The 23,557-nt window shown below is 47.5% G+C and carries 24 protein-coding genes; 18 read left to right on the top strand and 6 right to left on the bottom strand.

Features of this window, described 5'->3' with window-relative positions; genetic code table 11:
• The first annotated feature begins 2 nt into the window (after positions 1-2).
• Positions 3-812 (top strand): response regulator, encoded by an 810-nt coding sequence (locus MKY66_RS21435; RefSeq protein WP_036668535.1) that lies wholly within the window; start codon positions 3-5, stop codon positions 810-812.
• On the opposite strand, the gene MKY66_RS21430 is transcribed toward MKY66_RS21435, so the two are convergent.
• The 4 genes from MKY66_RS21430 to nirB form a co-directional block, all read right to left on the bottom strand.
• Complete coding sequence (locus MKY66_RS21430) at positions 813-1,442, bottom strand: YfbR-like 5'-deoxynucleotidase (protein ID WP_074095934.1); 630 nt, start codon at positions 1,440-1,442, stop codon at positions 813-815. It abuts the gene before it with no gap.
• A 234-nt stretch (positions 1,443-1,676) separates the two neighbouring features.
• Complete coding sequence (locus MKY66_RS21425) at positions 1,677-2,459, bottom strand: formate/nitrite transporter family protein (protein ID WP_076214272.1); 783 nt, start codon at positions 2,457-2,459, stop codon at positions 1,677-1,679.
• 49 nt (positions 2,460-2,508) lie between these two features.
• Positions 2,509-2,835, bottom strand: a complete 327-nt coding sequence (gene nirD / locus MKY66_RS21420; RefSeq protein WP_076214275.1) for a nitrite reductase small subunit NirD — start codon at positions 2,833-2,835, stop codon at positions 2,509-2,511.
• Between the two features lie 58 nt (positions 2,836-2,893).
• Complete coding sequence (gene nirB, locus MKY66_RS21415; RefSeq protein WP_076214278.1) at positions 2,894-5,323, bottom strand: nitrite reductase large subunit NirB; 2,430 nt, start codon at positions 5,321-5,323, stop codon at positions 2,894-2,896.
• Positions 5,324-5,597: 274 nt separating this feature from the next.
• Here nirB and MKY66_RS21410 point away from each other — a divergent pair, with 274 nt between their 5' ends.
• Positions 5,598-6,305: a metal-dependent hydrolase gene (locus MKY66_RS21410; RefSeq protein WP_076214282.1), complete on the top strand. Its 708-nt coding sequence runs from the start codon at positions 5,598-5,600 to the stop codon at positions 6,303-6,305.
• A 230-nt stretch (positions 6,306-6,535) separates the two neighbouring features.
• Here MKY66_RS21410 and MKY66_RS21405 read toward each other — a convergent pair whose 3' ends face one another.
• Both MKY66_RS21405 and MKY66_RS21400 read right to left on the bottom strand, forming a co-directional pair.
• Complete coding sequence (locus tag MKY66_RS21405; RefSeq protein ID WP_076214284.1) at positions 6,536-6,856, bottom strand: hypothetical protein; 321 nt, start codon at positions 6,854-6,856, stop codon at positions 6,536-6,538.
• Positions 6,857-7,015: 159 nt separating this feature from the next.
• Positions 7,016-8,089 (bottom strand): M42 family metallopeptidase, encoded by a 1,074-nt coding sequence (locus tag MKY66_RS21400; protein ID WP_076214286.1) that lies wholly within the window; start codon positions 8,087-8,089, stop codon positions 7,016-7,018.
• A gap of 630 nt (positions 8,090-8,719) precedes the next feature.
• Here MKY66_RS21400 and spoVAC point away from each other — a divergent pair.
• The 16 genes from spoVAC (at position 8,720) to MKY66_RS21320 (ending at position 23,456) form a co-directional block, all read left to right on the top strand.
• The gene (spoVAC, locus tag MKY66_RS21395) at positions 8,720-9,172 is read left to right on the top strand and encodes a stage V sporulation protein AC (RefSeq protein ID WP_047844446.1); all 453 of its coding nucleotides are present in this window, start codon (positions 8,720-8,722) and stop codon (positions 9,170-9,172) included.
• On the top strand, positions 9,169-10,185 hold the full coding sequence (spoVAD, locus tag MKY66_RS21390; RefSeq protein WP_076214289.1) for a stage V sporulation protein AD: 1,017 nt from the start codon (positions 9,169-9,171) through the stop codon (positions 10,183-10,185). Before spoVAC ends, spoVAD begins: the two co-directional genes overlap by 4 nt.
• A gap of 5 nt (positions 10,186-10,190) precedes the next feature.
• Positions 10,191-10,541 carry a stage V sporulation protein AE gene (gene spoVAE, locus MKY66_RS21385; protein WP_076214292.1) on the top strand — a complete coding sequence of 117 codons (351 nt, stop codon included), beginning with the start codon at positions 10,191-10,193 and terminating at the stop codon, positions 10,539-10,541.
• Between the two features lie 208 nt (positions 10,542-10,749).
• A complete protein-coding gene (locus MKY66_RS21380; RefSeq protein ID WP_076214295.1) occupies positions 10,750-11,706 on the top strand; it encodes a MoxR family ATPase in 957 nt (318 codons plus the stop codon).
• Between the two features lie 66 nt (positions 11,707-11,772).
• Entirely contained in the window at positions 11,773-12,957 is a 1,185-nt protein-coding gene (locus MKY66_RS21375; RefSeq protein WP_237175703.1) for a DUF58 domain-containing protein, read from the top strand.
• Entirely contained in the window at positions 12,954-15,167 is a 2,214-nt protein-coding gene (locus MKY66_RS21370; RefSeq protein WP_076214297.1) for a transglutaminase domain-containing protein, read from the top strand. The genes MKY66_RS21375 and MKY66_RS21370 overlap by 4 nt, the downstream gene beginning before the upstream one ends.
• A 110-nt stretch (positions 15,168-15,277) precedes the next feature.
• Entirely contained in the window at positions 15,278-15,805 is a 528-nt protein-coding gene (locus MKY66_RS21365) for a YqeG family HAD IIIA-type phosphatase (RefSeq protein ID WP_036615148.1), read from the top strand.
• Entirely contained in the window at positions 15,802-16,929 is a 1,128-nt protein-coding gene (yqeH, locus tag MKY66_RS21360; RefSeq protein ID WP_017687184.1) for a ribosome biogenesis GTPase YqeH, read from the top strand. The genes MKY66_RS21365 and yqeH overlap by 4 nt, the downstream gene beginning before the upstream one ends.
• Before the next feature lie 45 nt (positions 16,930-16,974).
• The gene (gene aroE, locus MKY66_RS21355; protein WP_076214300.1) at positions 16,975-17,844 is read left to right on the top strand and encodes a shikimate dehydrogenase; all 870 of its coding nucleotides are present in this window, start codon (positions 16,975-16,977) and stop codon (positions 17,842-17,844) included.
• Positions 17,845-17,993: 149 nt separating this feature from the next.
• Positions 17,994-18,287 carry a ribosome assembly RNA-binding protein YhbY gene (yhbY, locus tag MKY66_RS21350; protein ID WP_017687186.1) on the top strand — a complete coding sequence of 98 codons (294 nt, stop codon included), beginning with the start codon at positions 17,994-17,996 and terminating at the stop codon, positions 18,285-18,287.
• Positions 18,288-18,302: 15 nt separating this feature from the next.
• Positions 18,303-18,893 carry a nicotinate-nucleotide adenylyltransferase gene (locus tag MKY66_RS21345; protein ID WP_074095918.1) on the top strand — a complete coding sequence of 197 codons (591 nt, stop codon included), beginning with the start codon at positions 18,303-18,305 and terminating at the stop codon, positions 18,891-18,893.
• On the top strand, positions 18,877-19,443 hold the full coding sequence (gene yqeK, locus MKY66_RS21340; protein WP_076214302.1) for a bis(5'-nucleosyl)-tetraphosphatase (symmetrical) YqeK: 567 nt from the start codon (positions 18,877-18,879) through the stop codon (positions 19,441-19,443). Before MKY66_RS21345 ends, yqeK begins: the two co-directional genes overlap by 17 nt.
• A gap of 200 nt (positions 19,444-19,643) precedes the next feature.
• On the top strand, positions 19,644-19,991 hold the full coding sequence (rsfS, locus tag MKY66_RS21335; protein ID WP_036615136.1) for a ribosome silencing factor: 348 nt from the start codon (positions 19,644-19,646) through the stop codon (positions 19,989-19,991).
• Entirely contained in the window at positions 19,988-20,893 is a 906-nt protein-coding gene (locus MKY66_RS21330; protein ID WP_036668546.1) for a S1-like domain-containing RNA-binding protein, read from the top strand. The genes rsfS and MKY66_RS21330 overlap by 4 nt, the downstream gene beginning before the upstream one ends.
• 319 nt (positions 20,894-21,212) lie before the next feature.
• Entirely contained in the window at positions 21,213-21,983 is a 771-nt protein-coding gene (locus MKY66_RS21325; protein ID WP_076214305.1) for a class I SAM-dependent methyltransferase, read from the top strand.
• Between the two features lie 294 nt (positions 21,984-22,277).
• Complete coding sequence (locus MKY66_RS21320) at positions 22,278-23,456, top strand: IS110 family transposase (RefSeq protein ID WP_076217271.1); 1,179 nt, start codon at positions 22,278-22,280, stop codon at positions 23,454-23,456.
• Positions 23,457-23,557: the final 101 nt, after the last annotated feature.

Here is a 23,557-nt window from a genome sequence, read left to right as displayed (position 1 = left end):
CCATGACAATCAAATATAGAACGATTATTGTGGAAGATGAAGCCTTGATTCGCCGGAATGTCTCGCGCAAATTCAGAGAGCTGGACACCCGGTTCGAGGTGATCGGTGAAGCGCGGAACGGTCAGGAAGCGTTACAGCTCATTGAACATTCCGTACCTGATCTGGTCGTAACTGATATACAGATGCCGGTAATGAATGGATTGGAACTCGCCAAACATCTGTATTTTGCCTATCCGCATGTGAAAATTGTCATTCTGAGTGGTTATCATGAATTCGAATATGCACGGCAGGCGATCAGTTACAAGGTGGAGGATTATCTGCTCAAACCATTATCGGAAGAACAGCTTCGGACACTGCTGGATGCGATGGAATTGAAGCTTGGGAGCGCTGTGGATTCGCTTGCCCATGTCAGTGCCGTGCTGGATGAGCAGGTGAAGCCGGAGGATATCGCAGAGGCTGTTAAGTTGTATTTGAAGCAGAATTACATGCATGAGATTACACTCCAGGACATGGCGGGACAGATGCATTTTAGTGTGGACTATCTGGGAAAGTGCTTCAAGAAGGTGACGGGGGAGACTCCACTGAAATATATGACAGGTCTGCGGATTAATGAAGCGAAGCGCATGCTCGTCACTCACGAGAATATGGATATCAAGACCATTGGTGGAGCGGTAGGGTATAGTGACTCCCACTATTTCAGCCGGATCTTCAAAAACAAAACGGGCATGTATCCTAGCGAATACCGACTGCAATTGCAGGAACGAAAAAAAGCCCTGTCCATGGATGATGAGCACCATGTTGACTTGAGCTGATCACTGGGCCAGAGCTTCTTCGGTTATTTTGCGAATATCAAACGGGGAGCGGATACCTTCTTCGATCATGTCGGGGAGAATCTGTTCCAGAAAATACTGCACACAGTGGAGGTCGATATTTTTGATTTTGACCAAGGCATAACGGTACATAACGATAAATTCTTTCTCCGTATTGCCACGTTGGAGCTCAGCAAAGGCTTCATATACCTGATCCATCTTGTCTGCGACTTCGAGAATCAGTCCTTCAACCGATTGGTCTTTGCCCTCACGCAGCTGTCTGCGGAAAATAGGCTGGAACTCTTCAGGAATATTTTCATTAATAAAATGTTCAACCATGCCTTCTTCCACCTTTTGCAGCATCGAACGCAGCTCCAGTGAATAATGTTTGACCGGGGTCTTGATATCACCGATGAAGATTTCGCCATAATCATGACTGCTCGTAATTTCGTATAACTTCTTCCAATCGATGGTGGTTCCATGTTGCTCCTCAATATCTGCGAGTGTTTTGGCGTACTGTACGACTTTCCAGGAATGGGCGGATACGCTGTGTTCTTCGAATTTGAATTTGCCAGGTGTACGAATAATACGTTCAAGATCATTCAGTGACCTGAAGTACGTATGGATTCCCATATAAGCGATCATCCTTTGCTGGTTGAGTATAAGTGTGAGTATCCATCGACTATACGCCAGTTATGTCAACTGTGGATTAACGCGGATAGCAACGAAGGTAAAATGAAGCTATAAAAGGACGAGAGGATGAATGGGAACCGTACGAGAGAGTAACAGCTTATCAACAAACAATAAAAAGCCACGATGTGTGACTGAACGTGAGTTCGGCATCCATCGTGGCAGTTGAATCAAGAATTATGACTTTTTACGTACCGGAGAAGTGTACCAGTACGCCATGCCGACAAAGAGGGCACCACCGATGATATTACCAAGTGTCACCGGAATCATGTTGTGGAACCAGCCTGCCATCGTGATTGTATCCGGGTGGTTTGGCAGCAACCAGGATAAAGACAGCAAAGTCATATTGGCAACACTGTGCTCATAACCACTTGCGATAAATGCGTACAGACACCACCAGATTAGAACAAGTTTGGCGATATCTTCTTTGGAGCGAGCGGCCATCCAGATCGCCAGACAGACGAGCCAGTTACAGAGAATTCCTCGGAAGAACAACTCAGATACGGGCGCCGCCATCTTTTTGGCAGAGACGACAAACAGCAGATGTTCGGGTGTGGCCGTTTTGAACAGGCCGCTACCGACTATAAGTAGACTTAATAGAATTGCGCCAAGCAGGTTACCAACAAAGACGAGCCCCCAGTTCTTCAGCGTTTCGTTCACTGTGGTTCGGCCTGCCAGTGTACTCATGGTAAAGAACATATTGTTACCTGTAAACAGTTCCGATCCGGCAAAGATAACCAGCGTGAGCGCGAGTCCGAAGGACATGCCCATCAACATGGTTTGCAGTGGTGACTGCGCCGCAAGGAGCGGAGCACCGATACTGAAGATCAGAACGATGCCAAGTCCTACATAGGCACCAGCCATCAAGGCAGCAACCATATACCGTGACAGGCTTGCGTTCATTTGATCCCGTTTTTTAACCGCAGCTTCAATAATTCCCTCAACACTTGGTGTATACATCACGGTTTCCCCCATTATTTTGCATCAATCTTTGAACGTTTCAATGGAGCTATATTTCAATCCAGACCTGGCCGTTCTCTACCTTCACCGGATACATCTGTACTTGACCGTTGTCCGGTGCTTGCACAAGACCGGTAGTCAGGTCGATTTTCCAATCATACAGCGGATCGTACAGATAATGCCCGGACACGATGCCTTCAGCCAGCGGCCCACCCTTAGGGTGGGGATTGTGATTATCCGCAGCAAAGATGGTTCCATCCGATGCACGAAAGACAGCAAGCTGTTGATCCTTAATTTCAACTACTCTTCCGATTCGTGGCAGGAATTCTTCAACTACTCCGGCAGGGAAGTAGGTGCCTGATTGTTTTGTCGTCATCTTAAACCACTCCTTATCTATATTTAACATTCCGGCAATATTAATCTTGCGAACTTACTTATGGACGAGCCGATACTTCGATACCATGGAACATTTTGCTTTGGCCTTCTTCATTGCGAATCGTTTTTTGCCAAGGTTCTTCAACATGCTCAAGTGCAAATTCAATCCGCTGCATCAACGCTTTACGTTCCTCAAGGTTATCCACAACCACCGAACGAATATGCTCCAGACCCATGCGTTCCACCCACTCGGACGTCCGTTCCAGATAGTTACCTGTCTCGCGATAATATTGCATGATGGCTCCGCACAGTTCAATCAACTCTTCATCCGTTTTCACTTTACATAGGGAATCAGCCAGTCTTGCTTTAATACCACCGTTACCACCGATGAAGATTTCCCAGCCTCCGTCGTTACCAACGATACCAATATCTTTGGTACATGCCTCTGCACAGTTCCGCGGACAACCGTTGACAGCATATTTAAACTTGGCTGGCAGATCCAGACGTTCGAATTTACGTTCGATGCGAGCGCCCATGGCCATGGAATCCTGTGTACCGAATCGGCAGAATTGGGAGCCGACACATGTTTTGACCGTACGAAGCGATTTGGCGTATGCATAACCTGAAGGCATATCCAGTTCAGCCCAGACTTTGGTCAGATCTTCTTTTTTAACACCAATCAAGTCGAGACGCTGACCGCCAGTCACTTTGACTGCTTTCACATCATATTTGACTGATACGTCAGCGATTCGTTTGAGGTCCGCTGGTGTAGTCACCCCGCCATACATCCGAGGTACAACCGTATACGTTCCATCCTTTTGAATATTCGCGTTCATACGTTCGTTAACAAAACGGGATTCTTTCTCATCTTCGTGTGTATCTGGTGCAATCATGCCAAGGTAGTAGTTGATCGCCGGACGACATTTGGAACAACCTTCAGGTTGACTCCAACCCAGTACATTCATGACCTCTTTGGTCGTTTGTAATCCCTTTGCACGAATCTCGGCTACAATCTCATCCCGTCCCATGGAAGTACATCCGCATATTCCCTGTTTGGCTCCACTACTGAAACTGTCTCCAAGTACATATTGCAGAATCTGTTCAACCACCGGTTTACATCCACCGCAAGAGCGGGTTGCACCGGTACAGGCTTTGATTTCATCTACAGTAGTAAGGCCCTGGTTTGTAATAACATCAACAATGGTTCCTTTGGTTACCCCGTTACATCCACAGACGATCTCGTCCTCGGGCATCGTTTCAACAGAGGTTGCTTTCTTATGACCACCGCAGCCTGTACCCATGAGTGAACCATACAATTCTTCGGTCATTTCGGTCTGCTGTTTAATCAGCTTCTGCAATTCGGCAGAATCCGTAATGTCACCAAAGAGCACGGCGCCGACCATTTTATTATCACGAAGAAGAATTTTTTTGTAAGTCCGTTTCCAGTCATCTTTGTGCGAAATGACGGTGTGCTCCGGACTGTCGATGAATTCACCAGTTGAAAACACGTCCACACCCGAAATTTTCAATTTCGTGGATACAACAGAACCTTCATAAGGAGCCGTTTCAACCCCGCAGATATGTTTCGCCAGAATCATACCTTGCTCGAACAATGGGGCAACGAGGCCGTAACATACCCCGCGGTGCTCTGTACATTCCCCGACCGAGTACACATTTTCAAGTGAAGTCTGCATATAGTCATCCACGACAATACCCCGGTTGACTTCCATACCGCTTTCGCGGGCTACAGCCGTATTGGGTTTAATGCCTACAGCCATGACCACAAAATCAACATTCAAAACCGTATCATCTGCAAAACGTATCCCTTCAACCCGTTCGCCGCCCAGCAGTTCGGAAGTCTGCGCACCCATTTTGAACCGGATACCCTGACGTTCGAGTTCCGCCTTCAACATGGCTGAAGCTTGCGGATCAAGCTGACGCTCCATCAGATCCTGCATCAAGTGCACTACGGTAACTTCCATGCCAAGTTGTACCAACCCTTTGGCAGCTTCAAGGCCCAGCAGTCCGCCTCCGATAACGGCCGCTCGTTTATATTGCTTAGCAGCTTCCAGCATGACATTGCAATCGGCGATATCGCGGAAACCGACAACACCTTCTTTGTCATGTCCAGGTACGGGGAGAATAAAGGAGTTAGAGCCAGTCGCAATGATGATTTTGTCATAAGGGAAGCGAGTTCCATCCTCCGTCACAACCTCATGGGCATCCGAATCAATTCGGGTTACGGTTGTTCCTGTATGGAGGGTAATACCATAATCCTGATACCAGTGGAGATCATTCAGGACGATGTCATCCAGTGTTTTGCTTCCTTCCAATACATAGGACAACATAATGCGGTTGTAGTTAGGGTAGGGCTCTGTGCCAAAAACAGTAATATCAAATCGCGTAGTTAATTTCAAAATTTGTTCTACGGTACTGATTCCTGCCATTCCGTTACCTATGATAACGAGTTTCTCTTTTTTTCCGTTCATGTGTGTATGCCTCCTTGGATAGACGCTGTACATTACCAACAATTTTAGTGGTTTATATTTGAAATTATACAAGTAGTTGACGACAGTTTATGTGATTTAATTCACTAATAAAGATAGAAGAGTCATAAATATTATAGTGTGAGCCCCATCACAGAAAGTGATATTTATTTTATATAAATAAGAAATGCGAACTATTGTTCTTATTTTGTTTTCGTTGTAAAATCGGAACTGGGCCGTATTGTTCCCGATTTCTTTGAAAGGACGTTTTTGCATCATGATGGGAAGATCCCACCTTATTATCGGGACAGGCGTGTCGCTTTCTGTTCTGCAGTTGGCCGGTATGCCAGTGACTGCGCCGGCAGTTACGGTTGCTCTGATTGGTTCGTTATTGCCTGACATTGATGAGCCGAATTCGCTGCTGGTATCCAGAGCCTTGCCTAACAGCCTGATCAGGTTGTTACAGACGATTCTGTTGCCCACAGCTGTATTTGTGTACTTCTATGTTCATGCCAAACCATGGAACCTGTTGCTTGCGATCCTCATTGCGCTTGTGTCATTCCTGCCTTCGCGTTCGCTTCGCAAAGTGTTGATGTTTGCGATTGGACTCGGGCTGGTCTTTTATGGTCACGCATTTGCACCGTGGAATCTGATTGCAGGTAGCCTGCTTATGCTGTGCACCACGCTAACTCATAGGGGACTGACACATACCCTGTACGGAACCGCAATATGGGCGGGCTTGTTGTACAGCACGACCCAGCAGCAGGGACCTGAGATCTGGGTAGCGGGAGGAACTGCATATGCGATGCATCTGTTGGCCGATTCACTAACCAATCGGGGTATTCGTCCGTTACCACCGCTCAAGTGGCGCATACGGGTGAATCTGATGAGTACAGGGACCAAGCGTGGGGCCGTTGTAGAGAATGTCTGCATTGTGCTTAGTCTTATTTTGGCCTGGATTGCATTCTCACCGCTATTTCTATAGCCATCCAAAAACGCCAGCCCGCATAATGTGGGCTGGCGTTTACAGGTATGCATTTCATAATGAATGGATCGTAATAACCTAGCTAATTCAGGATTGAGAAGGAGAATCAGTCAGGTCGTCAATATCGGAAGAACCAAATACAAATAAAACAACAAGAATGACAATAATCAATAGCTCAGCGAACCCAGTTCCGTCAAAGTCAGACATCACTTCAACCTCATTTCTTGGCGTTAAGAATTGATTCTTTGTTGGAAAGCCCGTATAACATCATTCAACGTCATGTCCCCACCAATCTCATCCAGGAATTGCACCAGTTTGTCTTGATTCGATGGTGTGATATTTTGTAACGTTTTATATTGTCCGACCAGTTCAACGACCAGTGTAGCTTCTCGAAACAACGTGACCGCATCCACTCTTAACTTCCCACTGACCAGTAATGCTGCAACGATAAGTTCCAGATTTCTTCCTTTAAGGTTGCCATTGAGAAGGGTGTTTGCGGCATTTGTTTTTTTGGAGCCTTTATTCGATTTTCCATTCCTTCTCACTGCCATAACAGGTCCCCCGCTGCTTGGTGTTTAATTCATCTTCCGTTATTGTATCTTATGTTTAATTCCCTATAATGTTCGGCCTATTAATCTACGTATCTAACTGATATCGTTGTGAATATAAAAAAGAGACCTCCCGATTGTTAGGAGGTCTCTTGACAGCTATTACGCGTTATTAATTATGGTATTCATCGTTGTCCGATCAAGACCTTTGACCAGCTTCACGATCAGTTCTTTGGCTGCATCGTAGTCATCCGTATGAATGATGGAAGATGAGGTATGGATATAACGTGCGCAGATACCAATCACTGTTGATGGTACACCAATGCCACTCAGGTGAACTTGACCTGCATCGGTACCACCTGGTGAGATGAAATACTGCATTTTGATCTGATTGGATGAAGCCGTATCTTGAACATATTCCACCATTCCGCGATGGGTGAACATACCCGGGTCAAAAATACGAAGCAATGCGCCTTCTCCGATATGTCCAAAGGATTGTTTGTCACCTGTCATATCATTCGCCGCGCTACAGTCAAGTGCAAAGAAGATATCAGGCTGAATCAGATTGGCCGCCGTACGTGCACCGCGAAGCCCCAGTTCTTCCTGAACCGTTGCACCAGCATAGAGTGTGTTAGGCAGTTTTTCCTTGTGAAGCGCTTCAACCAGTTCAAGTGCAAGTCCTACGCCGTAACGATTATCCCACGCTTTAGCCATAATCTTCTTAGGATTGGCCATAGGTGTGAATTCACAGATCGGCACAATCTGCATACCTGGGTGGATGCCCCAAGATTCTGCTTCCGCACGGTTGTCCGCCCCAATGTCGAGATACATGGTATTCAGATCCACAGGTTTGTTCCGCTGCGACTCGTCCAGCAAATGTGTAGGTGTAGAACCTACCACTCCGGTAATCCGACGATCAGGTGTGATAATTTCCAATCGTTGAGACAGTACAGCCTGACTCCACCATCCACCCAGTGGGCGGAATTTGATCATGCCTGTTTCCGTAATGCCAGTAGTCATGAAACCTACTTCGTCAAAGTGTCCGGCTACCATAACTTTGGGACCGGATTCCTCCCCGCGTAATACACCAAATAGACTCCCCAGACGATCCTGGACGAACTCATCGGTATAAGCGGAAAGCTTATCTTTCATCCAGCCGCGAAGCTCACGTTCAAAACCGGATGCGGAAGGAAATTCCGTCAACGTACGAAACATATCCATCGTTTTTTCATTCATGTGTCTACAACTCCTCTGTTGGTATGTATTTCAGGTCACAGTAGAACGGCTACCGGCCTGTTGTTATTTAACCACTGGTCACATTACAGTATGAACCTTGCGCAAGTGATTGTCCATGTTTATGTCACGTATTTAAGGCATGTTTTGGGTGCTTACGGTGTCCAAGTTTCATGACTTTATCCGCTTTAGTCTTAGTCCTGATGACACTTCAATGAATATGAATATATGGAGGAGATGTCATCATTTTGTGATGTTCTTTATGTTCGATATTTGTTTGTCTGTTTCAGGAAGGAGCTAAATATCCAATGAAGCCTCCAGAAGAGGGCACGGAAAAAGTACTGTTTATCGTTCTTTTTATCTTGCTCGTGATTGTTCTTCTTTATTTATAGAACGTATCTAGAAGTCCTCAGAACCGGCGTATTCGCATCCTGCTTCCACAACATGATCTTGTTGGAAACATATGCTGTCTGTCGCCGGATACATAACCTTCCGATTATTAACAAACAATGAATATAGGATTACACACACTGGCATTGAGCCGTAGCTTTGAACCATTTCACATAGAGGAGGTCTTGTATCTTGCCAGCTCAATCTGCATCGGGAAGCGAAAAAAAGTCGTCGTCCCTGTCCATGGATGAAAAGGAGTACAAAAAAGTCGCAAAAAAACATGAGCCGCCTCGTCCAATCCTGAAAAATTGCCTCAAGGCATTTCTGGTTGGGGGTACTGTCTGTTTGATTGGACAGGCCATTCAAGAGGCTTTTATGGCCGGTTTCGACATGACATCGAAGGAAGCTTCCAGTCCTACAGTGGCGGTCATGATTCTCATATCGGTTATTCTAACGTGTCTCGGCGTTTACGATAAAATGGCTCAATGGGCAGGAGCAGGAACTGCTGTGCCGGTTACCGGCTTTGCCAATTCCATGTGTTCTGCTGCACTGGAACATCGTGCTGAAGGACTGGTGCTCGGTGTAGGGGCCAACATGTTTAAACTTGCTGGTTCCGTTATCGTGTTTGGTGTCGTGGCAGCATTTGTCGTAGGGATTGTTTACGCCTTTTTGGGATTTGGAGGTGGGCACCTGTGAAACGATTGGGTCGCCAGACATGGCAGTTTGAGAATCGTCCGCGGATCATCGGTAAAGCCGCAGTTGTAGGACCAGAAGAAGGCGAGGGTCCACTGTCATCTGATTTCGATTATGTCTATGACAATCTCGAGATCGGCGAGAAAACGTGGGAAAAGGGAGAACGCAAACTGCTCGAACAGGCCTCTCAGCTGGCTTTGGTTAATGCAAATATCACCAAGGAAGAGCTTCAATTTTTTGTGGGTGGAGATCTGATGAATCAGATTATCAGTAGTTCCTTTTCAGCGCGAAAACTGGGTGTGCCTTACCTGGGTGTCTTTGGAGCCTGTTCTACTTCCATGGAAACGTTAGCGTTAGCGTCCATGATAGTTGACTCCGGGGCTGGAGATTATGTCCTTGCAGGAACGGTGAGCCACAACTGTACGGTGGAAAAACAATTTCGGTATCCTACGGAGTATGGTTCCCAAAAGCCGCCTTATGCGCAATATACCGTCACAGGATCAGGGTGTGGTGTGGTCTCCCGTACGGGTGATGGTCCCGTTGTTACCAAAGCCACGATTGGACGCATTATGGATTTGGGCATCAAAGATCCCTTTAACATGGGTTCAGCCATGGCGCCAGCAGCAGCCGACACCATAATCTCTCATTTCAGGGATACGGGATTGGAACCCGGCTATTATGATCTCATTGTGACCGGGGATCTGGCTTCCGTTGGTCTGCCAATTACGAAAGAGCTTTTGCAAAAAGAAGGCATTCCCATGGAACAGACGGTTTTTAATGACTGCGGCCTGATGATCTATGATCGGGAGAAACAGCCTTATGTTGTTGCCGGGGGAAGTGGCTGCGGATGTTCTGCCACCGTCACCTATGGTCACATTTTGAACCGGATGCAGAAGGGTGATCTTAAACGGGTGCTCGTCGTTGCTACGGGTGCGCTGTTATCTCCGATTTCGTACCAGCAGGGTGAAAGTATTCCTTGTATTGCACATGCCGTAGCCATAGAAAAGGAGGGATAAGGGTAATGCAGTTCTTGTGGGCATTTATTGTTGGCGGTTTAATCTGTGTTGTCGGACAGCTTCTAATGGATGGGGTTAAACTGACGCCAGCTCATACCATGAGTACACTTGTTGTGACAGGTGCGCTTGCGGATGCATTTGGCGTGTATGACCCCCTGGTTAAATTTGCAGGTGCGGGTGCAACCATCCCCATCACAAGTTTCGGTAATTCCTTGGTGCACGGGGCATTGACGGAGCTGGAAAAAGAGGGATGGCTGGGTGTGATTACAGGGATTTTCGATCTGACTGCGGCGGGAATATCGTCAGCGATCATCTTTTCTTTTCTCGCGGCATTGGTGGTTAAACCAAAAGGCTAACATAGAATGAGAAATCTACTTGAACATATTGCGACTCAACAGAGGCTTCGGATAACTTTTATCCGGGCCTTTTTTGTCGTATTCATGCGTGAATTGCGGTGAATCTGACGGGCTGGAAACAAATTGTGAGTTCCTTCGAGTGTACTCGTGACTCTGGATCATGTACAATAAAAGGAAATCTGTATGCTTTTTTAGGAGGTTAGACCACATGCCTGTGCGCAAAGAGTCGATCCAAATCATATCCGCAGTTCGTTCAAATCTGGAATCCTGTATTATGGGGAAATCCTTTGAAATTCAACTTTTACTTACAGCTTTGCTTGCAGGCGGGCACGTTCTGATTGAAGACGTACCGGGAACTGGCAAAACGCAATTAATCAAGGCATTATCGAAATCCATGCGTGGTGAGTACCGACGCATTCAATGTAATCCTGATATTTTACCTAGTGATATTACGGGGGTATCTGTGTTTCATCCGAAGGATGAGCGGTTTTATTTCCGGCCAGGTCCTGTGATGACCAACATTTTGCTAGCTGATGAGATTAACCGGGCCACAACAAAAACCCAATCAGCTTTGCTTGAGGTTATGGAGGAGCGCAGTGTAACCGTTGATGGTGATACGTATGATCTGCCACATCCATTCATGCTCTGTGCAACTCAGAATCCGATTGATTTTGAAGGTACGTACACTTTGCCGGAAGCACAACTCGACCGGTTTATGTTGAAAATAAGTCTGGGTTATCCCGATAAAGAAATTGAGAAAATCCTATTGAAACAGCATCAGCTCGGTCAGCCTGTAGATCGCCTTGAATCCGTGACTCATATGGACCAGATATCGGCAATCCAGCAGGAGATTAGGGAGGTCTTTATCGGTGATCCGGTTATGGACTATCTGCTTGATGTTGTTCGTCAAACCCGCTCCCACCCATCTGTATTGCTGGGTGCCAGCCCACGGGCAGCCATATCGTTCATGATGGCCGTAAAAGCCTTTGCTTTCTTGCAGGAACGTGATTATGTGCTTCCGGATGATGTGAAAACGATGGCCCCTTATGTGATCTCTCATCGTATTGTGCTTCGTCCCGAATCGAGACTGGACAGTATGAGTTCCGAGGCCGTTTTGAAAGCCGTACTCCAGCAAGTGCGCGTGCCCGTCTCCATGGGGCAATAGTTCATGAAGCCGCTTTTTAGAACAGTCAATAGAGGGTTACGCCACCCACGCGTATGGAGCATCGCAATGGTGTGGATGTGCTGTCTGGCTTATGTTTTGTTTCAGGGCGGGAAGACATCCCTTATGTTGCTGTCGATGGTGACCCTGCTCTGTGTGTACCTTGCCATAGCTGGATTTAGCGGGGTAAGACGTGCTCAAGGAGTTCGTAGGTTATCTTCTGGTCCAGACCACGAAGAATTGCTGCATGCGGGTGACCAGGTTCAAGTACAGCTGAGTCTGACGATTCCGGGATTCCTCCCGCTTCCCTATGTTGTTGTACGTGAAATGCTGCATCGGCACAACGGAGAATCGTGGTCGTTCAAGGAAAGTTTGATTCCCAATATGCGAGGTAATGGCGAGTTGTCTTTTCAGACACCGCCACTTGAGCGGGGAAAGTATGTTTTTTCAGAAACGGAATGTGCCAGCGAGGACATATTTGGACTGATTGAACATCGAGGAAAGTTTAAGGCCAAAGGTGAGTTTCGTGTACTGCCAAGAACGGTATTTATTCCATATTGGCAGCTCTACGACCGCAAATCACGGTTATCCGGTCCTCAGACGGCGTTAACCCGTTCACGGAGAGAGACCACTCAGATCAATGGTGTACGTGACTACGTATACGGAGATCGACTTTCCCGCATTCACTGGAATGCCACGGCAAAGACAGGGAACTGGAAGTCCAAGGAGTTTGAACATGAGTCTGTGCCCAAAACCATTCTGGTTCTGGATGCGCTGGCATCAAGTTATGAACATGGGGATGCTTTCGAAATTGCCGTTTCCACGGCTGCCTCTCTGCTGGAGTATGGTGTCAGGGAACGAATGGGGATGGGGTTGTTGACATTGTCAGAACAGACATCCTTCATGGCCCCCAGTGAAAGTCTGATGGAACGACAGAAGATGATGCATCATCTGGTGGATATTCAATATAACGGTCAGGATACCCATCTGTTGCCCGGCGTGGAAAGAATCGCACGTCAACTGCCTCAGGGAGCCTACTTTGTCGTGATTTCTCCCCAGAAGGATGAAAAAATAATGGAACTGTTGCGCTGGGCCGATACGCGGGGCATGACTCCATGTCATATTCTGATCGATACCAGTGAATCCCGCCGGAGTGCCGAGTGGAATGCCATGTTGCGTGGAAGAGGCACGAGGTCATTCACTGTTTCTCACTTGCAGGAGCTTCCAACGGTGATGGGGGGAGGTTCTGTATGAGTACAAAAGGAAATGAAAGTGTTGCAGGAAAACGATCCTGGTATCATGCAGCGTCGTTGCTCTGGATTTTCCTGATTGGAATGCAGTGGATTTCATTTACGCAGGAATCGTGGTACACGGAGACAACTTCTCTGGTGTTATGGACACTTGCAGCGGTTAGTGTGCTGGAGGTCATTCTGCCCTTCAAAACGATGTATCGGGCGATCATCAAGGCGGTCGTTGTTGGTTACATTTTGCATAAAACGCTAATTGATTATACGGTGTACATCCCTTATGGCTCTTTAACGGACCGAGCGGAACAATTCATATTACACATGACGCCGTACATCTGGTTCTCCCTGTGTGCATGGGTGATGCTTGAAGCTGCGCTTCGACTCGTGACCACAACACGTCGCATTCTTGTTTTTCTGGGTGTTAACATCATTTCGATGGGGATTCTCGATTCTTTCACTCAGATTCCGCTCTGGATTGAAATCGCGTGGGTGATGTTTGCGGGGATGGGATGGCTCGTATGTCAGCATTTCCGTAACTATCAGCTACAGTATCCACAAGGTTGGAAACGAATCATCCGGTATCCTTATAAAGTCCTGGCCAATATTGCCATTATCTTTTCTTTGATTATTGTAGCCAGCGTTAATATGCCGGAGATTCCACCCACCTTGACGGATCCATACACAGCTTGGCGTAACTATACCGGAACTTCCACCAATCAGGCTGGTAATGGAAACCTTGATATTCCGGCGGCTACCGAATCGGGATACAGCAGGGAAGACAATCAGCTTGGTGGAGGATTCAATTTCGACTATACCCCTGTCATGTCTGTCACCACCAATGAGCGCAGTTATTGGCGCGGTGAGACACGTGCAGAGTATACAGGCACAGGCTGGGATGACCGTGGACGGGGTTCAACAGAGAATGTTGAAGCCGGACAGCCTCTGGAGAACCAGGAATCCGGTAATGTGAATACCAAACAAGTGACTCAGAATGTAACGATGCTGAATGATAATGTCTATCCGATTCTCTTCGGTGCTTATTCGATAGCTGAAGTTAGCTCGATTAATGGTGAAGACAGAACGGAACGGATGTTGTGGAATGCCGAACAGGCTGAACTTCATGTGGTGACAGACCGTCAGCAACCGCAGTATCCCAAGACGTATACTATCGTATCGGAAGCCCCTGTGATTGTGGAAGATGAGCTTCGTACGAAGTCATTTGAAGATCTGTATAACAGTAATCCGGCAGATGATATGTACTTGCAGTTACCATCCCGTTTCCCTGACCGGGTGTCAGATCTGGCAGCCGAGATAACGGCATCTGCGAATACTCCGTATGAAAAAGTGGCATTACTGCAAAACTATTTACAAACTAATTTTGAATACACGAACAATCCGGATTTATCTCGAAAAGTAAGCAGCGACTTTGTGGAAGGTTTCCTGTTCGACATTATGGAAGGCTACTGTGATTACTTCTCCACTGCGCTGGTGATGATGGCGCGCTCGGAGGGCATTCCTGCAAGGTGGGTTAAAGGTTATGCGCCTGGACAACTGTCCCTGAATTCGGACATGCAGGCTCCACGTCAACCTGGCGCGGAGATTGAGACGACCTACACCGTTACCAATGCAGATGCACACTCCTGGGCAGAGGTTTACTTTGGTGAGTATGGATGGATCCCTGTTGAAGCAACACCGGGCTTTGATATGCCGCTGCTGACGGAACAGCCTGATGTACAACCTGTAGATGAGCCAGAAGAAGAGCCAGAAGAGGAGCCGATACAAGAGGAAGAGCAGACCCCTGCACCTGAGCAGACATCGTCTGCCATCCCAACTTTTGTTATCTGGGCTGCAGGAGCCATTATCGTATTGTGGGTAGCATATATGTTCTGGCGTAATCGTTTCTCCATGCGATTCTTCCTGCTTCGTCTACGGACAGGTGGACCGCTCACCCCTGAACAGAAGGTAGTGGCAGAGACCGAGCGTTGGATTCAGTATGTGAAACGCAAAGGGTTGACCCGGAGCGGAGACGAGACACTTCGTGAATCGGTAGCCCGCTGGAGCCAGGCCAAACCTGCTGCAGAAGCAACATTGCATGAGCTTCTCACGAAGTTTGAACAGACTCGTTACAGCCCAGCGTCCGTAACTGCCGACGACTGGAAGGGCGTCTATCAGACCGCCTTGAAGCTGCGGAAGGAACTGAAAGCGGAACGGGCATAGTTGTTGCCCGTCCCGTTTTTCCTTTTTTCCTATGCCATCAGGCGCTGTATGCATTTTCAGGAAAGACGGATTTGTGATATAGTGTGTCGTATGAAACTGAGGTGACTTCTTTGTTTAAAATGTTAATGCCCAAGCTGCGTGTAGACACGGTTTTTGACATTAATCTGGAAGAGCTGTACGCTCAAGGCTACCGTGGAATTATAACTGATCTGGATAACACACTCGTTGGAGCCAAAGCCCCTGACGCTACGCCCGAACTGATTGAATGGTTTGCACGTGTGAAAGAGGCAGGTTTCAAGCTGATGATTGTGTCCAATAACAATTTGAATCGTGTATCCCTGTTTGCGACCCCGCTGGATATCCAGTTTGTGCATAGTGCACGCAAACCATCGAATGTACCGTTTCGTAGAGCAATGAAAATGATGGAGTTATCTCCTGAAAACACGATTGTAGTAGGCGATCAGATGCTTACGGACGTTTATGGAGGGAACCGAATGGGGTTATATACCGTTCTGGTACTGCCAATCTCCATTGGGGACGAAGGTTTTATGACCCGCTTCAATCGACGCGTGGAACGGATTGCTCTAACGAGTTTACGCAGGAAAGGCTTATGGCTTGAGGAGGAAAAGAAGAAATGACAGAACCGCATAACGGCAATCTTGCCGTAAGGTGCAGCGGATGTGGCGTGCATCTGCAAACAGAAAATTCGGAATTACCAGGGTTTATCCCCGAGAAGGCATTGGATCGTGAACCGGTTATATGCCAGCGCTGTTTCCGCATCAAAAACTACAATGAGTCATCATCCGTTACGGTGGATCAGGACGAATTCCTGGCGCTGCTTAGCAAAATCGGGGATAAGGATGCACTTGTCATCCATATCGTTGATTTGTTTGACTTTGATGGCAGCATTATCTCCGGTCTGCAACGTTTTGTAGGCAACAATCCGGTATTGCTTGCTGTGAACAAAACGGACTTGCTTCCGAAAGTAACCAACTGGAACAAGGTTCGGAACTGGGTACAGAAGCAAGCCAAAGAACAGGGTTTGCGTACCGTGGATGTAGTCTTGTGCAGTGCAAAGCAAAATCAGGGCTTCGACAGACTGCTTGAGCTTGTAGGAACGTATCGCGAAGATCGTGACGTGTACGTGGTTGGTGGTACCAATGTGGGTAAATCCACACTGATTAACCGTCTGATTCGTGATTACAGCGATCTGGAGCAGGAACTGACCACATCCCGTTATCCGGGAACAACGCTGGATATGGTGAACATTCCGTTGGATGATGGAAAATATATCATTGATACGCCTGGAATCGTGTATCCATGGCGTTTCAGCGAGATTGTTTCACGTAAGGATCTCGCTGCCATCATGCCGGAAAAACCGCTTAAACCGGCTGTGTATCAGTTAAATTCCGGTCAGACGCTGTTCTTTGGCGGCATGGCTCGATTTGACTTTGTGGAAGGTGATCGCCAGTCGTTCACTTGTTTTATCAGCACTGCGCTTGATATTCATCGGACGAAGCTGGAGCGTGCAGATGATCTGTACCGCGACCACCTTGGAGAATTGTTATCTCCGCCAACCCGTGAGGATGCAGCAGAGATGGCGGAATGGACCAGACATGAATTCCGCATCAAACGCGGCAGTCAATCGGATGTATTCATCTCGGGTCTGGGCTGGATTAAGGTTAATGGCGATATTGGAGCGCTTGTTGCTGTGCATGCTCCAAAAGGCATTCGTGTACAGATCCGCCCATCCTTAATCTAATGTAATCTCAGAACCTGTACATCAGAGCGGATTGGAGGCGGACCTATGTCTGAGGATAAAAAGGGCACCCCTTCACTTCCTGTGTTGCTTGGCGTTATGGGTGATCCTATTGCTCATTCCAAATCACCGGCAATGCACAATGCGGCCCTGCAAGCTGCAGGAGTGAATGGAATGTATATGCCGCTGCATGTTCATCCGGATCAATTGGAAGCGGCAGTTCGGGGAATTGTGGCATTGGGCTATCGTGGTGTCAATGTCACGATCCCGCATAAAGAGCAGGTGATGCAGTACCTGGATGTGATCGATGAAAGTGCTCGCCTGATTGGTGCGGTGAATACCATCGTCAATGAAAGTGGAACACTGACAGGGTACAATACGGATGGTATTGGCTATGTCCGATCGCTGAAGGAAGAGGCTGTGCCTGAGCTTGCGGGTAAACGTATTGCTGTACTGGGAGCAGGTGGAGCGGCAAGAGGCGTTATATACGCACTTGCATTGGAGAAACCTGAACGCATCCACATTCTGAACCGTACAGCGGACAGGGCTATTGCACTCGCTTCGGATTTACGGGGCCATGGCTTGGGAGAAATCTCAGGCAGTGGCATGGAAGACGCTGCGACGGTCTTGGCTACGGCTGATATTGTGATCAACACAACGGCTGCCGGAATGCATCCTCATGTTGATGACGTGCCAGTTGATCCCGCACTGATCCGTGAAGGCGCAGCTGTGAGTGATCTGATCTATAATCCGCTGGAGACCCGTCTGCTTCGGGAGTCGCGGATGCGAGGATGCACAGTGCACGGTGGTCTGGGTATGTTTGTATACCAGGGCGCAGTGGCCTTTGAACATTGGCTTGGCATTCCGGCTCCAGTGGAGACGATGAGACGAGCGGTACTAAACAGTTTTGAAGTGTGAAAATGATATTAAGAGTACAGGCAATCGGAGTCACCTTGTGTACTCAGTGATCATTTTCACCATTGAAAAATAATAATTGAATGGTCAGGTCCGGACAGTTTTTGTGCTGTCGATCAGGTCCTGCTCAACATAAGGAGTATGGAGTATTCATGTTAAACGGTAAACAAAAGCGCTTTTTGCGGTCACAGGCACATCACCTGACCCCTGTATTTCAGATTGGTAAAGGTGGAACTAACGAGCACCTGTTCCGTCACATCGAAGATGCGATTGAGAAGCGCGAATTGATGAAAGTGCAAGTGTTGAACAACAATGACGAGGACAGAAAAGAGATGGCAGAAGAAGTTGCCCGTGAAACGGGAAGTGAGCTTGTACAACTGATTGGTAACACAATCATCCTGTACAAAGAATCTCGCGATAACAAACAAATCGAACTACCTAGATAAGGGAGCGTGACACAGGTGAAGATCGGCATCATGGGTGGTACGTTTGATCCGATCCACATGGGACACCTCCTGGCAGCTGAAGCGGCAAGGGACTCACATGCACTGGATGAGATCTGGTTCATGCCTTCCCATGTTCCACCTCACAAACGCGGAGCCGGAGCTTCGGGACAGCAACGTCTCGATATGACGGAAGCGGCTGTGAAGGGTGTGCAGCAATATGAGGTGCTGGGTATCGAGATGGAATTGGGCGGAGTGTCTTATACCATCGATACGATGAAGGAACTGTGGCGTCGCCATCCTGAACATGAATTTTATTTCATTATCGGGGCGGATATGGTGAACTATCTCCCCAAATGGGAGCAGATTGAAGAGCTTGCAGAACGCTTAACCTTTATCGGAGTTGGTCGGCCGGGCTTCCAGTTACATCTGGATGATTTACCAGACGAGTTACAGGATCGGGTCCTGCTGGCCGAGATGCCCTTGGTCGATATTTCATCGACAGCCGTACGCAGACGTCTGGCCAAAGGTCATTCGGTACGCTTCATGATTCCTGATGAAGTGCACCAATACATTGTAAGGAGCGGTTTATATGGCACTAAGCCGTGATGAACTGATTCAAGCCGTATCCGGACAAATGCCGGAAAAACGCTGGAAGCATACACTGGGTGTAATGGAATCGTCAGTGATGTTGGCTGAAAAATACGGTGCTGATCCTGTGAAAGCAGATCTGGCAGCGATATTGCATGATGTGGCGAAGTACTGGCCCGTAGCGGAGATGGAAGCGGTCATCCGTGATAACGGATTAAACCAGGAACTTCTGCAACATGACAAGCAGCTCTGGCATTCCGAAGTCGGTGCTTTTGTAGCCAAGCGTGATTACGGTGTGGAAGATTCCGAAGTTATTAATGCCATCCGGTGGCATACCTCGGGTCGGGTAGGAATGAGCTTGCTGGACAAAGTGGTATGTCTTGCCGATTACATTGAACCGGGACGAGATTTCCCGGGAGTGGATCACATTCGCGAACAGGCTGAACGTAGTCTGGATGAAGGTTTAATTGCCGGATTCGATTCGACGATCAGCTTGTTGATCTCGCAGCGCCGTGTCATTTATCCTTTGACCATGCTGTCGCGGAATGACTTAATTGCACAATTATAGAGGTTGTTCAAAAAGTCCACCTTTGATTACGAAGGATGCCTAGCGGCATCATCAGCATCGAACTTGAAATTCAGCCGAAATGTCCGTTGCTCACGTAGTTTGCCTACGCTCCGCTACTCCATTTCTAGCTTTATTCCATCTTCTCGGTACTGAAAACTGATCTTTTTGAACACACAATTATAGATTATGGAGGTTGGTTCATGACAGTATCATCGAAAGAACTTATGAATATGGCGGTTGCTGCCGCTGACGACAAAAAGGCATCCAATATTGTAGCATTGGATCTGATTAATGTTTCTCTGGTGGCAGATTATTTTGTAATTTGTCACGGGAATTCCGATACACAGGTACAAGCCATTGCCACTGAAATTCGCAAACAGGCTCATGCAGCCGGAGCGACGATCAAAGGTATCGAAGGTATGGATTCTGCACGTTGGGTATTGATGGACATGGGCGATGTTGTTGTTCATATCTTCCACCGCGACGAGCGTGAATACTACAACATTGAACGACTCTGGTCTGATGCCAAAGTGGTGGAAACTGTATGAGTTTGATTGCTGGAACAGTCGTCTCTTTGCCGGTTTCACGTGAAGTGTCTCCGTTTGGCTTCTTTTTGACGACAGGATCGGAAGATGTACTGCTTCACTACACCGAGTTAACACGGGATATTAAAATTGGTGAGACGCTTGAGGTATTTGTATTCTTTGATACAGAAGATCGTCTGGCCGTAACGATGAAAAAGCCTTATCTCATGCTTGGCGAAATGGCACGACTGGTTGTGGCTGATGTTCACCCACGACTGGGCTGTTTCCTGGAAATGGGCCTTGGACGGCAATTGCTGCTTCCTATTCGTGAATTGCCTGAACTGGAAGAACTGCGTCCTCAAGTGGGGGATGAAGTCTTTGTAATCATGGAACATGACAAGCAAGGACGCCTGCGTGCCAAATTGGCCGGGGAACGTGAGCTTTCACCATTGTCTTTCCATGCGCCAACTTCATGGTTAAACGAGTGGGTTGAAGCGACGGTATACAAGCCACTGCAGATGGGTACTTTTGTACTTGTAGAGGGCGGTGTACTGGGCTTTGGCGCAATTGGTATGATTCATTCATCCGAACGTAGTCATATGCTGCGTCTTGGTGAAAAAGTGAAATGTCGGGTGACACTGGTACGTGAAGACGGACGTGTGAATCTGGCCATGACTCAACTCAAACAAGTTGGACGTAACGAAGATGCAGACAAGCTGCTCGCCTTTATGAAAGAGCGTCCTATGGGCGGCATGCCTTACTCGGATGCAACTCCGCCGGATATCATCAAGCAGCGCTTTGGCATCAGTAAGTCTGCTTTCAAGCGTGCCTTGGGCAAATTGATGAAAGACGGATTGGTGGTCCAAAAGGAAAGCTGGACGTATCTGTCCGAATCTGCTCCTGCGGATCAAAGTGAAAACAAGTAATCTTCCTGATTAAATAGTTGTAATATGGAACTCGGATAAGGCAGGGATAGGCTGGGTAAACACCGGATGCCCCTGCTTTTTCTTTTGTTATATAAATTGAACTAAACATTTACACGAAACGGAGAGGACAGAAAGAACCTGAAGAAGCGGAGCGTTCGCCTTTATCCCCGGATTTAAACCTTTATAAAAGGAATAAAAAAAATCTGGGGATAACAGCGATCGGAAGGTTGTTCTGTCATTGGAGTGTCCAGTGTAAATATTCTTTGGTTCAACTTATATAGATCAATTCGAAAATGAAATTGAAAGTGCGGTGCCTGACATGTCTTACCGGAAATTTGCCTATGTGTATGATGAATTAATGGAAGATATGCCTTATCCGGACTGGATAAGGTTTGCAAGAACAGCATGGGAAAAGCATGGAATGCCCAAAAGTGTCGCTGAACTTGGCTGTGGAACGGGCTCCATTACGATCCCGCTCGTGAACTCCGGTTTTGAAGTTACAGGCATTGATCTCTCAGCAGATATGCTGTCGGTTGCGCGCAGCAAGATGGAGGCCACGCCTCAGGGTCATCGCTTGTATCGCGAGGGCAGTGTCCGTTGGGTGCAGCAGGATATGCGGGAATGGCGAGTTCCCGAACCTGTGGATTCGGTGATATCTTTCTGTGATTGTGTCAATTATTTGCTTGAACAAGAAGATGTCATTCGTACATTTCAGCGGACATATGAGATGCTGAAGCCTGGTGGAACGTTCCTGTTTGATGTGCATCATCCCAATACCCTTATTCGTTATGATGAGGAGCAGCCTTTTGTACTGGATGAGCGCTCCGTATCTTATATCTGGACTTGTGATTTGGACCAGGATCGCTGTGAGATTGAACATCATCTCAGTATTTTTTCGCGTGTGGATGATGGTAACAAGGATATGTACCAGCGGTTTGAAGAAGTTCATGTCCAGCGCGCGTATAATCCGGACTGGATGAAGCTGGAGTTATCCAAGGCAGGTTTTAGAGACGTGAAGGTATATGCGGATTTTGAATGGAAAGAGGCCGGAGACAGCGCTCAGCGCTTGTTCTATGTGGCTGTGAAGTAAGAGCGAATAATGAGAACTGTCCTTATGTTTGGTGCATAAGGGCAGTTTTCGTATTATCAGGTTAGCCAGTAATTACTGGTTGGCCTTTTTTTGTGGTCGTTTTACGATGGGGGGAAGCCGGGAGAACGTGGCGGTTTTAGGGGCTAGGACCTCGTAACAAAAACAGTTCTCCCACGACCTCCAAAAGACCATGTTTGGGCTGGTAGGGGCAGTTGACCCCGTATAACAAGCGAAGCTATGGGTTTGGAACCATCGTGGAAAGGACCGGCGAAACAAAAGATAAGGAGTGAGCATATGGAACCTGTTGTTGGTGTAGATGTCGCTAAAGGTTCAAGTGTGATACAGGCGTTTCAAAAACGAAATGAACCCGTTGGCAAAGCTATCGTCATTGAGCATGCTGCGAGTGGATTCGAACAATTCACGGAGATGTTAGGGGCCCTTCAAGCCGAAACGGGTGTTGCTCCTGTGGTTGTTTTGGAAGCGACTGGGCATTACCATCGTGCCTTGGTGTCCTGTCTGAATCGGAGTGGCTACACCTACTACATTGTGAATCCCTTGCAATCCAAGCGAGCCAAGGGAACGCAGTTACGCAAAGTTAAAACAGATGCTGCAGATGCTTGGCATCTGGCAGAGATGTACTATCGCGGCGACGTGAAGCCACATCGAAATTGGGATGAGACGTTTACAGAGCTACAGCATTTGACTCGGCAGCATGAGTTTGTCACGGGAATCTTTGTGCAGGCGAAGCTGAACAGCAGAGCCTTGCTGGAGCAAGTGTTTCCGGCGTATGAGCAGATATTTTACAATGTGTTTTCAACCACATCATTGACGGTGCTGTCTCATTGTTTGGAGGGAAGTGTGGCGAATTGGAATGAAGTCATTCAGGGTAATTCGGGACGATCCCATTCCAAGCGATGGGCCCATGAAAAAGCGAGAAAACTGGAGGAAGTACTGGATGAATGGAGAGGAATTCGGCGTAGCCCCGCTCAAAGCAAGGCACTGCTCGGAATGGTCTCTTTATTGTTGACGATGATTCAGCAACTGGAGGAACTCGAAAAACAAATGGAGGAACTCGCAGAAAATCTGCCCGAAGTCGAACTGGTGAGAAGTATCCCGGGAATTGGAACGAAACTGGCCGCAGCCATTGTAGCTGAACTAGGTGATGTGAAACAGTTTAGTGATGCGAAGCAACTTGTGGCGTTTGCGGGCCTTGACCCCGGGATTTTCAGTTCAGGAAAGTTCACAGCGACAAGTACACGAATCACGAAACGAGGTTCTAAAAGGCTCAGACGTTCGCTATATTTAGCGGTGCAATGTGGAATGCGAAAGAATGCGAATGCAAGAATCCGTTCGTACTACGAGAAAAAAAGAAACGAGGGCAAGCCCTACAAGGTGGCTGTGATCGCCTGCGCAAACAAGCTGTTGCATCACATTTTCGCCATCTTGCAGAAGGGCCAGCCCTACCAAGTTTAATCCATATTTAACCAAAACCTCCATTGCAGTGGAGGTTATTTGCATTGGTCGAAAAAAGTATAACATGAAAAGAAAACTCATCCAACCTGAAATGCTTGACA

The organism is Paenibacillus sp. FSL R5-0766 (assembly GCF_037971845.1).
Classification (GTDB): Bacteria; Bacillota; Bacilli; order Paenibacillales; family Paenibacillaceae; genus Paenibacillus.
This window is presented reverse-complemented; position numbering and strand designations above follow the sequence as displayed.

Excerpts from the sequence above, each read along its gene's own strand:
- MKY66_RS21430 (WP_074095934.1), bottom strand. The coding sequence starts at position 1,442 with ATGGGAATCCATACGTACTTCAGGTCACTGAATGATCTTGAACGTATT.
- nirB (WP_076214278.1), bottom strand. The coding sequence starts at position 5,323 with ATGAACGGAAAAAAAGAGAAACTCGTTATCATAGGTAACGGAATGGCA.
- aroE (WP_076214300.1), top strand. The coding sequence starts at position 16,975 with ATGTCTGAGGATAAAAAGGGCACCCCTTCACTTCCTGTGTTGCTTGGC.
- nirD (WP_076214275.1), bottom strand. The coding sequence starts at position 2,835 with ATGACGACAAAACAATCAGGCACCTACTTCCCTGCCGGAGTAGTTGAA.
- yqeK (WP_076214302.1), top strand. The coding sequence starts at position 18,877 with ATGGCACTAAGCCGTGATGAACTGATTCAAGCCGTATCCGGACAAATG.
- spoVAE (WP_076214292.1), top strand. The coding sequence starts at position 10,191 with ATGCAGTTCTTGTGGGCATTTATTGTTGGCGGTTTAATCTGTGTTGTC.
- MKY66_RS21435 (WP_036668535.1), top strand. The coding sequence starts at position 3 with ATGACAATCAAATATAGAACGATTATTGTGGAAGATGAAGCCTTGATT.
- MKY66_RS21425 (WP_076214272.1), bottom strand. The coding sequence starts at position 2,459 with ATGTATACACCAAGTGTTGAGGGAATTATTGAAGCTGCGGTTAAAAAA.
- MKY66_RS21380 (WP_076214295.1), top strand. The coding sequence starts at position 10,750 with ATGCCTGTGCGCAAAGAGTCGATCCAAATCATATCCGCAGTTCGTTCA.
- MKY66_RS21400 (WP_076214286.1), bottom strand. The coding sequence starts at position 8,089 with ATGAATGAAAAAACGATGGATATGTTTCGTACGTTGACGGAATTTCCT.
- MKY66_RS21375 (WP_237175703.1), top strand. The coding sequence starts at position 11,773 with ATGGTGTGGATGTGCTGTCTGGCTTATGTTTTGTTTCAGGGCGGGAAG.
- yhbY (WP_017687186.1), top strand. The coding sequence starts at position 17,994 with ATGTTAAACGGTAAACAAAAGCGCTTTTTGCGGTCACAGGCACATCAC.
- MKY66_RS21410 (WP_076214282.1), top strand. The coding sequence starts at position 5,598 with ATGATGGGAAGATCCCACCTTATTATCGGGACAGGCGTGTCGCTTTCT.
- MKY66_RS21325 (WP_076214305.1), top strand. The coding sequence starts at position 21,213 with ATGTCTTACCGGAAATTTGCCTATGTGTATGATGAATTAATGGAAGAT.
- MKY66_RS21320 (WP_076217271.1), top strand. The coding sequence starts at position 22,278 with ATGGAACCTGTTGTTGGTGTAGATGTCGCTAAAGGTTCAAGTGTGATA.
- MKY66_RS21405 (WP_076214284.1), bottom strand. The coding sequence starts at position 6,856 with ATGGCAGTGAGAAGGAATGGAAAATCGAATAAAGGCTCCAAAAAAACA.
- yqeH (WP_017687184.1), top strand. The coding sequence starts at position 15,802 with ATGACAGAACCGCATAACGGCAATCTTGCCGTAAGGTGCAGCGGATGT.
- rsfS (WP_036615136.1), top strand. The coding sequence starts at position 19,644 with ATGACAGTATCATCGAAAGAACTTATGAATATGGCGGTTGCTGCCGCT.
- MKY66_RS21370 (WP_076214297.1), top strand. The coding sequence starts at position 12,954 with ATGAGTACAAAAGGAAATGAAAGTGTTGCAGGAAAACGATCCTGGTAT.
- MKY66_RS21330 (WP_036668546.1), top strand. The coding sequence starts at position 19,988 with ATGAGTTTGATTGCTGGAACAGTCGTCTCTTTGCCGGTTTCACGTGAA.
- spoVAC (WP_047844446.1), top strand. The coding sequence starts at position 8,720 with ATGGATGAAAAGGAGTACAAAAAAGTCGCAAAAAAACATGAGCCGCCT.